The 12,282-nt window shown below is 71.0% G+C and carries 9 protein-coding genes; 8 read left to right on the top strand and 1 reads right to left on the bottom strand.

Going from position 1 to position 12,282, the window contains the following annotated elements:
- Nucleotides 1-122: 122 nt before the first annotated feature.
- The 3 genes from ACFY0P_RS44535 to ACFY0P_RS44525 all read left to right on the top strand — a co-directional run bounded on the left by ACFY0P_RS44535 (nt 123) and on the right by ACFY0P_RS44525 (nt 5,330).
- A complete protein-coding gene (locus ACFY0P_RS44535) occupies nt 123-3,344 on the top strand; it encodes a bifunctional cytochrome P450/NADPH--P450 reductase (protein ID WP_388927494.1) in 3,222 nt (1,073 codons plus the stop codon).
- A gap of 159 nt (nt 3,345-3,503) precedes the next feature.
- The gene (locus ACFY0P_RS44530; RefSeq protein WP_388927491.1) at nt 3,504-4,550 is read left to right on the top strand and encodes a zinc-binding dehydrogenase; all 1,047 of its coding nucleotides are present in this window, start codon (nt 3,504-3,506) and stop codon (nt 4,548-4,550) included.
- A gap of 114 nt (nt 4,551-4,664) precedes the next feature.
- Complete coding sequence (locus ACFY0P_RS44525; protein ID WP_388927488.1) at nt 4,665-5,330, top strand: TetR/AcrR family transcriptional regulator; 666 nt, start codon at nt 4,665-4,667, stop codon at nt 5,328-5,330.
- On the opposite strand, the gene ACFY0P_RS44520 is transcribed toward ACFY0P_RS44525, so the two are convergent.
- Nucleotides 5,299-5,934 carry a TetR/AcrR family transcriptional regulator gene (locus ACFY0P_RS44520; protein WP_388927485.1) on the bottom strand — a complete coding sequence of 212 codons (636 nt, stop codon included), beginning with the start codon at nt 5,932-5,934 and terminating at the stop codon, nt 5,299-5,301. The two genes, ACFY0P_RS44525 and ACFY0P_RS44520, sit on opposite strands and share 32 nt — an antisense overlap.
- 138 nt (nt 5,935-6,072) lie before the next feature.
- Between ACFY0P_RS44520 and ACFY0P_RS44515 the strand changes: the two genes are divergently transcribed.
- Genes ACFY0P_RS44515 through ACFY0P_RS44495 form a run of 5 tightly spaced genes read left to right on the top strand, consistent with a single transcriptional unit; the run spans nt 6,073 to nt 12,152 of the window.
- Nucleotides 6,073-7,218, top strand: coding sequence for a VOC family protein (locus ACFY0P_RS44515; RefSeq protein WP_388927482.1), 1,146 nt, complete (start codon nt 6,073-6,075; stop codon nt 7,216-7,218).
- Nucleotides 7,215-8,153: a fumarylacetoacetate hydrolase family protein gene (locus tag ACFY0P_RS44510; RefSeq protein WP_388927479.1), complete on the top strand. Its 939-nt coding sequence runs from the start codon at nt 7,215-7,217 to the stop codon at nt 8,151-8,153. Before ACFY0P_RS44515 ends, ACFY0P_RS44510 begins: the two co-directional genes overlap by 4 nt.
- Nucleotides 8,150-9,772 carry a bifunctional 3-(3-hydroxy-phenyl)propionate/3-hydroxycinnamic acid hydroxylase gene (locus ACFY0P_RS44505; RefSeq protein ID WP_388927476.1) on the top strand — a complete coding sequence of 541 codons (1,623 nt, stop codon included), beginning with the start codon at nt 8,150-8,152 and terminating at the stop codon, nt 9,770-9,772. Before ACFY0P_RS44510 ends, ACFY0P_RS44505 begins: the two co-directional genes overlap by 4 nt.
- Complete coding sequence (locus ACFY0P_RS44500; protein ID WP_388927474.1) at nt 9,769-11,802, top strand: acetoacetate--CoA ligase; 2,034 nt, start codon at nt 9,769-9,771, stop codon at nt 11,800-11,802. The genes ACFY0P_RS44505 and ACFY0P_RS44500 overlap by 4 nt, the downstream gene beginning before the upstream one ends.
- On the top strand, nt 11,799-12,152 hold the full coding sequence (locus ACFY0P_RS44495; protein WP_388927471.1) for a DoxX family protein: 354 nt from the start codon (nt 11,799-11,801) through the stop codon (nt 12,150-12,152). Before ACFY0P_RS44500 ends, ACFY0P_RS44495 begins: the two co-directional genes overlap by 4 nt.
- Nucleotides 12,153-12,282: the final 130 nt, after the last annotated feature.

Below are 12,282 nucleotides of genomic sequence, written 5' to 3'. Positions count from 1 at the left end.
CATCCCATTTTCCATACCGCGTATGGTTTCAGTTCCATACGGCGTATGTTTTGCCTATGGCGCCACGGCATCGACCTGAGCAGCGCGCCCTTGCCCATCCCCTCCACGCAGAGGAGCAAGCCATGACCACGCACCCCGCGAACGACCTTCGCCCCATCCGGTCCCCGCGCGGGATCCCCCTGCTCGGCAACACGCCGCAGATCCCCGGCACCAACCCGGTCGAGTACTTCGCCGAGCTGTCCAAGCAGTTCCCCGAGGGCATCTACGGCTTGGACATCGCCGGTGTCGAGCAGATCTTCGTCTACGACCCGGACCTGGTGGCCGAGGTCTCCGACGAGACGCGGTTCTTCAAGCAGATCGAGAAGACGCCGCTGCAGCATGTCCGGGACTTCGCGGGCGCGGGCCTGTTCACGGCCCACCAGCACGAGGAGGAATGGGGCATGGCGCACCGGATCCTCCTGCCGGCGTTCAGCCAGCGGGCCATGAAGGCGTACTTCGGGCAGATGCTGGAGATCGCCCAGAACCTGGCGGGCAAGTGGGAGCGCAAGGAGGGGCAGTCGGTCAACATCACCGACGACTACACCCGGCTGACGCTGGACACGATCGCCCTGTCGGGGTTCGGCTACCGGTTCGACTCCTTCGAGAAGGAGGAGCTGCACCCCTTCCTCAACGCGCTGCTGGGGGCGCTGGTGGAGTCGCTGCGGCGCTCGCAGGAGCTGCCGATGATGACCAAGCTCCGCAAGGCCGATGCCAAGAAGTACGGCGAGAACGTCCAGCTGATGCAGGAGCTGGTCGAGAGCGTGATCAAGGAGCGCCGCGAGGGGAAGGGGGGCGGTGAGGAGGACCTCCTGGGCCTGATGCTGGAGGCCACCGACCCGGAGACCGGCAAGCGGCTGTACGACGACAACGTCCGCGACCAGGTGCTGACGTTCCTGATCGCCGGCCACGAGACCACCAGCGGCCTGCTGTCCTTCGCCACGTACTCGCTGATGCGCAACCCGCACGTGCTGGCCCAGGCGTACGCCGAGGTGGACCGGCTGATGCCAGGTGACACGGTCCCGGACTACGACACGATCATGCAGCTGGACGTCATCCCGCGGATCCTGGACGAGACCCTGCGCCTGTGGGCTCCCATCCCGTCGTTCGGCAAAACGGCGCGGGAGGACACCGTCATCGGCGGCCACTACGAGCTGAAGAAGGGTGCGAAGGTCCTCATCCTGGAAGGCCCGCTGCACACACACCCCAAGGCGTGGGAGCGGCCGGACGAGTTCGACATCGACCGCTGGCTGCCGAAGAACCGCGTCCAGCACCACCCGCACGCCTACAAGCCGTTCGGCAACGGCATACGTGCCTGCATCGGCCGCCAGTTCGCGCTCACCGAGGCCCGCCTGGCCCTCGCGCTGGTGCTGCAGAAGTTCAAGTTCTCCGACACCAACGACTACAAGATGGACCCCCGGGAGGCGCTGACGCGCAAGCCCGGCAACTTCGAGCTGATCGTCCGCCGTCGTCAGGAGCACGAGCGGACCGTCTTCGGCGCTGCGGACGTGCAGACCGGCGACACGCAGGCGCAGGCAGCGGTCAGCGGTGTCGGCGTGAACCTGACCGTCGCCTACGGCTCCAGCCTCGGCTCCTGCGAGGACCTGGCGCGCACGATCGCCGACCGCAGTGAACGTTCCGGGTTCGGCACCACGCTGGTGAGCCTGGACGAGCTGGGCGACAACCTGCCCACCGAGGGTCTGCTCGTCGTCGTAGCCGCCAGCTACAACGGCAAGGCCCCCGACAACGCCCAGCGCTTCGACGACCTCCTCGCCGCCGGACTGCCCGAGGGCTCACTGTCGAACGTGCGGTTCGCGCTGCTGGGCGCCGGCAACACCCAATGGGTGGCCACCTACCAGGCATTCCCCAAGCGGATCGAGGAAGGTCTGCTGGCCGCCGGTGCCACCCCCATCGTCGAGCGCGGCATCGCGGACGCCGCCGGTGACTTCGACGGCATGGCCACGCGGTGGATGAACACCCTGTGGGCCACCCTGGCCGAGGAGTACGCCGCCGACACCTCCCAGGCCACCGGCCCGCGCTACCAGGTCCAGCTGCTCACCGAGTCCGACGTGCGCCCCGCCATCGTCTCCGAGCAGGCATACCCGCTCACGGTGGTGGCCAACGAGGAGCTCGTGGCCGACGCGACCGGCCTGTGGGACTTCAGCATCGAGCCGCCGCGCCCGTCCGCGAAGTCCATCACCTTCGAGCTGCCCGACGGCGTCACCTACGACACCGGCAACCACCTGGCCGTCTTCGCCAAGAACGAACTCTCCCTGGTCGAGCGCGCCCTGAAGCGGCTCGGCGTCGACTACGACCAGGTGCTCCGGCTCGACCAGCCCGCCGGTGGGCGCACCCACCTGCCGGTCGGCACCCCGGTCACCGCCGGCATCCTGCTCACCGAGTTCCTGGAGCTGCAGGACGTCGCCACCCGGTCCCAGATCCAGACGCTCGCCGAGTACACCGAGTGCCCGTGGACCCGGCCGCAGCTCCAGGCGTACACCGCCGAAACGGAGGAGGCCGAGGAGCGCTACCAGAAGGAGATCCTCGGCAAGCGCATCTCGGTGCTGGGCCTGCTGGAACGCTTCCCCGCGGTCGAGCTGCCGCTGGCGGTGTTCCTGGAGATGATGGGGCCGATCCGACCCCGCTTCTACTCCATCTCCTCCGCCCCGTCGGCTGGCCCGCGCCATGTCCGCCTGACCGTCGGCCTGCTGGAAGGCCCGGCCCTGTCCGGCGACGGCCAGTACCGCGGCACCTGCTCCTCCTACATCGCCGGTCTTGAGCCCGGTGACGTCGTGTACGGCTACGTCCGCGTGCCCTCCCCGACGTTCGCCCCGCCCGCCGACCCCGCCACGCCCCTGATCCTCATCGGTCCCGGCACCGGGATCGCGCCACTGCGCGGCTTCCTTGAGGAACGTGCCCGCCAGCACGAGAACGGCACCGAGGTCGGCCTCTCGCAGGTCTTCGTCGGCTGCCGCCACCCCGAGCACGACTACTTCTACCAGCAGGAGATGCAGGACTGGGAGCAGGCCGGAATCGCCCAGGTGCACACCGCCTACTCGGCGGTGACCGGCCACCCGGCCCGGTTCGTGCAGAACGCCATCGCCCATGCCGCCGACGTGGTGTGGCAGGCCGTCGAGGACGGCGCGTACATCTACGTCTGCGGTGACGGCCGCCGTATGGCACCTGCCGTCCGCGAGGCACTCGCCGCGATCCACCGCCAGAAGACCGGTAGCGATGACGAGGCCGCCCAGCAGTGGCTCGCCCAGCTGGAGGCGGACGAGCGCTACCAGCAGGACGTCTTCGCCTGACCGTCGCACGCCGTCATGGCGTGTGCCCCCAGCCGCCGGGAGGCGTGCGGCACCCCCCGCTGCCGGCCGTACGCCTCCCGGCCACCACAAGCCGGCCAGACACCCCGGCACCCATCGGCCCGAACCGCCGGGCGGTGCGCACACAGAAAGCAGATCCTCATGGACACCATGCTCGCCGGACGCTTCCACCTGGACAGCAAGAAGTTCGCCGTGGAAGAGGTCCCCATCCCCGTCCCCGGCCCGGGCGAGGTCCTCATCGAGGTCAAGGCCGCCGGCGTCTGCCTCTCCGACGTCCACCTCCTCGACGGCTCCCTCGTCCCCCTCTTCGCCACCTCCGACACGGTCACCGTCGGCCACGAGGTCTCCGGTGTGGTCCACACCCTCGGCCCCGACCTCAAGCGCGGCCTGGCTCCCGGTACCCGCGTCACCCTGGAGGCAGGCAAGACCTGCGGCCGGTGCGCCGGCTGCGTGCGCCGCCGTCCCTGCACCCAGATGCTCACCGCCGGCATCGACTACGACGGCGGCTGGGCCGAGTACGTGATAGCCCGCGAGGACACCCTCATCCCCATCCCCGACAGCCTCCCCTTCGACCAGGCGGCGATCATCCCCGACGCGGTCTCCACCCCCTACGCCGCCGTCGTCGCCACCGCGGGCGTCCGTCCCGCCCAGGCCGTCGGCATCTGGGGCGTGGGCGGAGTCGGCGCGCACAACGTGCGCCTCGCCCGCCTGGTCGGCGCCGCCCCGATCATCGCCGTCGACCCGCTGCCCAGCGCGCGCGAGCGCGCCCTGGCCTTCGGTGCGGACTACGCCCTTGACCCGGCCGCCCCCGACTTCGCCGACCAGGTACGCGTGGCCACCGATGGACGGGGCCTGGACTTCGCCTTCGACTGCGCCGGCGTACCCGCCGTCCGTGAACAGGCCGCCTCCGCACTCGGTCTGGGCGGCTCCCTGATCCTGGTGGGCATCACCCCCAGGCCGCTCACCATCACCGAGGGCCTGACCTTCAACTACCTGCAGAAGCAGGTGCGCGGTCACTACGGCGGCTTCCCGGAGTCCGTCTCCGAGCTCGTGCGGCTGACCGCCGCCGGCCGCCTCGACCTGGCCCCCTCCATCACGGACCACATCCCCCTCATCGACGCGGCCGACGCGGTCAGCCGTCTGGAAAACAAGATCGGCGACCCGATCCGCCTCATCCTGGTCCCCTGACGCCTGTCAGCGGGCATCCAAGCCACCTCGGGCAGGGGTGAGTGGGCGCCGGTGTTTGAGGGACACCGGCGCCCACGGTTTTCCGGCAGCCATAGCCCCTGGAGGGACGCAGCCATGCAGACGACCGACGCCCTGGGCCGCACTCCGCGGCGCAGCGATGCCCGCTCGAACCGCAGACGCATTCTCGCGATCGCCCGGCAGAGACTGCGGGACGACCCCGACGCGAGTCTCGACAGCATCGCTCAGGCTGCCGGCGTCGCCCGGCGCACCATCTACGGACACTTCTCCAGCCGGGAGGCGCTGGTCGCCGAGCTGACGCAGGAAGCGGACCAAGCGCTCCGGCAGGCGTTCGCCACAGCCTGCATGCCGGATGACGATCCGCTCGAGGCGATGACGCGGATGGTCCTGTCGGGATGGGCGGTGCGCGACCAGTACCGCACGCTGATCTCCTTGGGGCGACGCCACCTCGGCGATGAGGCGATCCGCGCCACCCAGGCATCGGTCCGCGGCGAGGCCGTCGCGACCCTACGACGCGGTCAGCGCCAAGGCGTGTTCGCGGACCATGTCCCAGCGCCCGTCCTCGCTCAGGCGCTGGAAGCACTGCTGCTGGCCCTCGCCGAGGAGAACGCCGCGAGCACGTGGGCGGACCCCACGGTCGAGGCCGCAGCCACCGCGTTCCTCGTCGCCGCCGGCGTGGCACCGCAGGCGGCAGCGCTGCAGGTGCGGGACGTCGTGAGTGAGGCAGCTGTCAGTCGAGACCGGGCAGCGGGCGCCGGGTGACCTCACGGGCGTCGTCCGGGGGGACACCGAGCATGCGCAGGACCATCTCGGCCAGGTCGGAGGCGGCCTCGTCGCCGTCGAGGTCCGGGCGGTCCAGCCTGAGAGCCACAAGAGACAGCAGGGTGCCGCCGAGGGCGGACAGAGCGGTGGTCGCGTTGTCGCAGGTGAAGCGGCCCGACGCGATGCCGATCTCCAGGTCGCGCAGGGCGCGCGGCGAGAGACCGCTGTCCGAGTGGATGTGGGACAGGCCGCGCTCACGCAGAATCCGCAGGAGCTCCGGGTGGGAGTCCGCCATCCGGGCAGTGAGCCGGAAACCAGCCGCGACCAGCGCAGCCGGGTCGTCGATGCCTTCCACGCGCGCATCGATGACCTGCCCGAACTCCTCCAGGGCGTCCGACACCGCGGCGTCGAACAGCTCCGTCTTCGACTCGAAGTGGTTGTAGAAGGAGCCGAAACCGACATCGGCGCGCTCGGCGATGGCCTGGATGCTGGCGCTGGTGTCCCCGGTCTCCGCGAGGATCTGCCGGGCCGCGCGGACGAGCGCCTGACGGGTCTCGGCGCGGCGCCGCTCGAAGCGGTTCTTGGGCGGGGCTGACGTCGGCATACAGCCCAGTGTAACCGCCCCGACGATTACTCTGCCATTACTGATGAGATCGTCAATTATTTGAACTGCACCTATTGACGACGAGAAGGACCAGAGTTGATGATTTCCTCATTACGGCAGTGTTGCTTGGAGGACACCATGTCCCACATCCCCGTTAACAAGAGCGGTCCTCTGACGCCCCACCAAGACCTCCACAGTGAGCAGGGCGCCCTGCGCGGAGAGCACCCCGGACGAGCCCGGAATCCCGTGATCAAGGTCGCGGACCTGGCCTGGCTGGAGTTCGAGAAGCCCGACCTGGACCGGGCCGAGGTGTTCGCCCGCGACTTCGGCTTCGCGATCGCCGCCCGCACCCAGCACGAACTGTGGCTGCGCGGCACGTTCGCGGGCTCACCCTGCACGGTCATCCGGCGCGGGCGTGCCTCCCGCTTCCTCGGACCGGCGTTCCGCGCGGCCGAGCGGGCCGATGTCGACCGGCTGGCCGCCGTTGTCGGACACACGGTCCGGGACATCGACATACCGGGCGGCGGACGGTCCGTCACCCTGTTCGACCCCTCGGGCCTGCCGGTCCGGGTCGTGCACTGCGCCGAACCGCTGCCCGCGCTGCCCGAGCAGCCGCCGCTGACCCTCAACACCGGCACCGAACCCCGGCGTACGAACGCCACCCAGCGCCCGCCCCGCGAGCCGTCCCGCATCCAGCGCCTCGGCCATGTGGTGCTGGAGACACGGACGTTCGCCCGCACCCTGGACTGGTACCTGGACACCCTCGGGATGATCGTCTCCGACTTCCTGTTCCTGGACGGGCAGCGCGAGCGCGGGCCGACCATGGCGTTCATCCGCTGCGACCAGGGCAGCCTGGCCGTCGATCACCACACCCTCGCCCTGCACCTGGGGCCCGGAACCGGATACGTCCACTCGGCCTACCAGGTCACCGACCTCGACGCGATCGCCGCCGGCGGCGAGTACCTCGCCGAGCGCGGCTACCGGCGCAGCTGGGGAATCGGCCGCCACATCCAGGGCAGCCAGCTCTTCGACTACTGGCGCGACCCCGACCGCTTCATGCTGGAGCACTTCGCCGACGGCGACCTGTTCTCCTGCGACCTCGAACCCGGCTGGGCACCCATGTCGGCGAGCGGCCTGGCCCAGTGGGGCCCGCCCGTCACCCGCGACTTCCTGGGCACCAACCCCTCCCCCGCCAAGCTCCGCGAGGTCATGACGGCCCTGCGCGACGACAACGAACTCGACCCCGCACGCCTGCTGGGCCTGATGAAAGCGATGAGCTCATGAGCACCAACGTTCTGCGCACCCCCGACGGCTGGTGGGCCGTCCGGGACGAACGCGCCGTCCGCATCGAGACCAAGGCCGTCACCACAGCCGAACTGCTCGCCGACCGGGCCGCCGTGCGGGAGGCCGCCGCCTCCGGCGAGAGCGGCACACCCGTCGCCGACCTGGTGGCACTCCCCCCGGTCACCACCCCCTGCCGGGTGGTCGCCCAGATGGTCAACTACCGCAGCCACGCCAAGGATTCCGGGTTCACCGGCGACATCCCGCCCACCTTCTTCCGTAAGGCATCCGGCTCGGTCAGCGGTCCGCACGAGGCGATCGTCCGCCCGGCGCACGTGAAATTCCTCGACTACGAGGTGGAACTCGGCCTCGTCATGGGCGCAACCCTGCCGGTGGGCACCGTCGTCGAGGAGACGGACCTGCCGCACTACGTCGCCGGGCTCGTCCTCACCAACGACGTCAGCGCCCGCGACGTCCAGCTGACCAAGACGCAGTTCTACGAGAGCAAGTCCTACCCGACCTTCACCCCTACCGGGCCGTACCTGGCCCTGCTGGAGCCCGAGGAATTCGCCCGTCTGATCGACCTGCGGCTGCGGCTGTCGGTCAACGGCGTTCCGCGCCAGGACCGCACCCTGGCCGACATGATCGTGCGGCCCGCGCAGGCGCTCACCCTGCTGGCCCGCTTCCAGACCCTCGACCCGGGCGACCTGCTGCTCACCGGCACCCCCGGCGGCACGGCCCTGAAGGCCCCGCCCAAGCCGGTCGAGAAGATCGCCGCTCTGCTGCCGCCCGCCCTGAAGTGGAAGGCGTTCTTCAACGGCCAGGCCAAGAACCCCCGCTACCTGCGCGAGGGCGACCTCGTCACCGCCACGATCGCCACCCCTGACGGGCGCATCGACCTGGGCGAGCAGCGGACCGCTGTGGCGGACGCGACGTGAGCGAAGCAGCGCGCAGACCGGTGGTGATCATCGGTGCGGGGCCCGTGGGAGTCACGGCCGCGCTCCTGCTCGCCCGGCACGGAGTGCGCAGCCTGCTCCTCGAACGCCACCGGGACGTCTACCCCCTGCCGCGTGCCGTCGTCGTGGACGACGAGGTCCGGCGGATCCTGCAGAGCGTCGGCATCCACGAGGAGTTCGCCGCCCTCTCACGTCCGGCACGCGGGCTGCGGCTGCTGAACGCCCGGCACCGTGTGATCGCCGAATTCACCCGATCCCGGCACGGGAAGCACGGCTTCCCTCAGACCAGCATGTTCGACCAGCCCGACCTGGAACGTCTGCTGCGCGCCGCCCTGACGCGCCGCCCCGAGTGTGAGCTGTGGGGCGGAGTGGAGGTCGTGTCCGTCAGCCAGGGCACCGAGGGGACCGCTCCGGTCCGGGTCACCTTCCGCCGCGACGGCAGCGACGAGGACGAGCACGTCTGGGCCGATGCCGTCCTCGGCTGCGACGGCGCGGGCAGTCTCACCCGTGACGCCGTCGGCGCCGTATGGGAGGACCTGCACTTCGAGGAGAGCTGGCGGGTCATCGACGTGCGCACCAGCCGCCCGGTGCGCACCTGGGAAGGCGTCGACCAGATCTGCTGCCCCACCCAGCCCGCCACCTTCATGCGCCTCAGCGAGGACCGCTACCGCTGGGAGTTCCGGCTGACCGACGACGAGGCCCTGGACGGCCCGGAGGGGCTGGAGCGCCTGCGCGAGCTGGTCGCCCCCTGGGTGGACGTGCCCTCAGGCCTCTCGCGAGGCGACGACTTCGAGGTGATCCGGCAGGCGCAGTACACGTTCCGGGCCCGCCTCGCCGACCGGTGGCGCCGGGGGCGCGTCTTCCTGCTGGGCGACGCGGCCCACCTCACCCCGCCGTTCATCGGGCAGGGGCTGTGCGCGGGCCTGCGCGACGCTCACAACCTGACCTGGAAGCTCGCCCGTGTTCTCCGACTTGGCGCGGACGACGGGCTGTTGGACACCTACGAGCGCGAGCGCAAGCCGCACGCCCGCCACCTGATCCGGGTCGCGGTCGCCGTCGGCTGGGCCATGACCGGGGGACAGGACCGCGCCGCGGCGCTCCGCCGGGCCGCCGTCGCCACGGCCTGCCGCGTTCCCGGCGTGACCGCGGCGGTGAGCCGTGACCTCAGCCCCGCCCTGCCCGCCGGCCCGCTCGTCCGGCGCCGCCCCGGCCTCATCGGGCGCGGGCTGCCCGGCACCTTCTGTCCGCAGCCCTGGGTGCTCGCCGACGGCAGGCGAGTCCGCCTGGACGACATCCTCGGAGACTCCTTCGCCGTCGTGACCGCGCTGCCGCCCACCCCGCGGATGTCGGCCGTGGCCGCAGCGCTGGACGCCCCCACGCTCCACGTCGGCGATCTGGGCGACGACGGCACGTTGGCCGCCTGGCTGGCGCGCGGCCGGGCCGACGCCGTCCTGTTGCGCCCCGACCGTGTCGTGATGGACACCGTCCCTGCCGGCACCGGCCACTTCCCGGGCACCACCGCCTGGGCCTCCCTGCTGTACGCGGCCCGCCGTACCGCCGATGCCCGGTCCGTCCCGCTGCCGAGGAGCACCGCACCATGACCACCCCGCACGCCACGCCCTGCCCGGAACCGTTCCTGCCACCCGACCCGAAGACGGCCGCCGGCAGCCGCATCGCGGACTTCGCCCGCTGGGCCGCCCGGCACCAGGGCGCCGCAGGCATCCAGGACCCCACCGACTACCAGGCACTGCACCACTGGTCCGTCACGGACCTGGAAGGTTTCTGGGCCGCGGTATGGGCGTATTTCCACATCGACGCGACCACTCCCTACGAGCGGGTGCTGGCCGAGGAGACCATGCCCGGCGCCCGCTGGTTTCCCGGCGCCACCCTCAACTACGCCCACCACGCCCTGCGCAACCTGCACCCGGACGCTCCCGTGATCACCGCGCTGGACGAGACCGGCGCCGGCTACGAGATCACGGGCCGGGAACTGCGCGCCCAGGTCGCCTCCATGGCAGCCACCCTGCGCGACCTGGGCGTGGCACAGGGCGACCGGGTGGTCGGCTACCTGCCCAACACCCCCCACGCCGTCATCGCCTTCCTCGCCACCGCCAGCCTGGGCGCGGTCTGGTCGGTGTGCGGCCAGGACTACGCCCCCAAGGCCGCCGCCGACCGATTCGCCCAGCTCCGGCCGACGGTGCTCGTCACGGCTGACGGCTACCTCTTCAACGGCGCCGCCCACGACCGCCGTGCCGCCTCGCTCGAACTGGCCGACGCCCTTCCCACGCTGAAGGCCACGGTGCTCGTGGACCACCTGGGCCTCACCTGGCCCAAGACCCAACGCACCGGCCTGACGGTCTCCTGGGACGACGCCGTCACCCGCAGCGAGGACCTCACCATCACCCCGGTGCCCTTCGACCACCCTCTGTGGGTCGTCTTCTCCTCCGGCACCACCGGCCTGCCCAAGGGCATCGTCCACGGGCACGGCGGCGTCCTGCTGGAACACCTCAAAACCCTCGGCCTGCACTCCGACCTCGGCCCCGGCGACCGCCTGCTGTGGTACACCACCACCCACTGGATGATGTGGAACCTGGTCGTCTCCACCCTGCTGACCGGTGCCACCACCTGCACCTACGACGGCAGCCCGGCACCGGTGGCGCGCCCCGACGTCCTGTGGGAGCTGGCAGCCCGCCACAAGGTCACCGTCTTCGGTACCAGCCCCCAGTACCTGCTGGCCATGGCCAAGCTGGGCATCGAACCCTCCGTGCACGACCTGTCCGCGGTCCGCGCCGTCGGCTGCACCGGCTCCGCCCTGCCCGCCTCCGCCTACCCCTGGGTCCGCGACCACGTGGGCACCGACGTCCAGCTGGCCTCCACCAGCGGCGGCACCGACATCGTCTCCGCCTTCGCCGGCAGCGCCCCCACGACCCCCGTCTGGGCCGGCGAGCTGTCCGCCCCCAACCTGGGCGTGGCACTCGCGGCGTACGACGGCGCGGGACGGCCGGTCGTCGACCAGGTCGGCGAACTGGTCGTCACCCGCCCGATGCCCTCCATGCCGCTGTACTTCTGGAACGACCCCGACGGCAGCCGCTACCGAGACGCCTACTTCGGCGCCTACCCGGGCGTATGGCGGCACGGCGACTGGATCACCCGCACCTCCCACGGCTCGGTGATCGTCCACGGCCGCTCCGACGCCACCCTCAACCGCAACGGCGTACGCCTGGGCAGCGCCGACATCCACGACATCGTCGAACGCCTCCCCGAGATCACCGAAGCCCTCGTCATCGGCGCGGAGGAACCCGACGGCGGCTACTGGATGCCCCTGTTCGTCGTCCCCGCGCCCGGTGTCACGCTGGACGACGCCCTGCGCGAGACGATCCGCGACGCCATCCGCACCGGCGCCTCCCCGCGCCACGTCCCCGACGAGATCCTCGCCGTGCCGGCCATCCCGCACACCAGGACCGGGAAGAAACTCGAGGTCCCGGTCAAACGCCTGCTCCAGGGCGCCCCCGCCGAGCAGGTCCTCAACCCCTCGGCGGTCGACAACCCGGACCTCGTCGCCTATTTCGCCGGCCTGGGAACAGAACGCCGTCAGGCCCGTCAACCGCACACCGTCAAGGACGCCTCATGAGCCTCTCCGCCGGACTGGCCTGTGTCATCGTGCTGATCTTCGCGCTGCTGGGCGTGGCCAAGATCCTGGCGCTCGGCCCGATGCCCGAGCTGGCCGCCCACGCCGGCTTCACCACCTCGGCCTACCGGCTGATCGGTGCGCTGGAGCTGGCAGGCGCCATGGGCGTGGCCGTCGGCCCGGTCCTGCCGGTGTTCGGAGAGCTGGCCGGCCTCGGCCTCCTGATGCTGCTCGCCGGCGCCGTGGCCACGCACGTGCGCAAGGGAGACGGGCCGCCAAAACTCGTCCCCGCCGTGGTGTGCGCCGCACTGGTCGCCTGGTATCTCGTGCTCCTTGCCGATGTCGGCTCGTGACGGGGGCCAAGCCCCGGAGCAGCCACCTGCGACAGGCAGGACCGTCGTGCTCGCCGGCTGCTGCGCGCAGGCGGCGGAGGCCCCTGAGTCCTGTGAGTGAGCCCGCGCCGGGGCTGGCACACTGAATATG

Source organism: Streptomyces sp. NPDC001714 (assembly GCF_042892755.1).
GTDB lineage: Bacteria > Actinomycetota > Actinomycetes > Streptomycetales > Streptomycetaceae > Streptomyces.
This window is presented reverse-complemented; position numbering and strand designations above follow the sequence as displayed.

What these genes read in the sequence shown, in the direction of transcription:
- ACFY0P_RS44530 (WP_388927491.1), top strand. Translation starts at nt 3,504, where the DNA reads ATGGACACCATGCTCGCCGGACGCTTCCACCTGGACAGCAAGAAGTTC.
- ACFY0P_RS44510 (WP_388927479.1), top strand. Translation starts at nt 7,215, where the DNA reads ATGAGCACCAACGTTCTGCGCACCCCCGACGGCTGGTGGGCCGTCCGG.
- ACFY0P_RS44520 (WP_388927485.1), bottom strand. Translation starts at nt 5,934, where the DNA reads ATGCCGACGTCAGCCCCGCCCAAGAACCGCTTCGAGCGGCGCCGCGCC.
- ACFY0P_RS44500 (WP_388927474.1), top strand. Translation starts at nt 9,769, where the DNA reads ATGACCACCCCGCACGCCACGCCCTGCCCGGAACCGTTCCTGCCACCC.
- ACFY0P_RS44535 (WP_388927494.1), top strand. Translation starts at nt 123, where the DNA reads ATGACCACGCACCCCGCGAACGACCTTCGCCCCATCCGGTCCCCGCGC.
- ACFY0P_RS44515 (WP_388927482.1), top strand. Translation starts at nt 6,073, where the DNA reads ATGTCCCACATCCCCGTTAACAAGAGCGGTCCTCTGACGCCCCACCAA.
- ACFY0P_RS44525 (WP_388927488.1), top strand. Translation starts at nt 4,665, where the DNA reads ATGCAGACGACCGACGCCCTGGGCCGCACTCCGCGGCGCAGCGATGCC.
- ACFY0P_RS44495 (WP_388927471.1), top strand. Translation starts at nt 11,799, where the DNA reads ATGAGCCTCTCCGCCGGACTGGCCTGTGTCATCGTGCTGATCTTCGCG.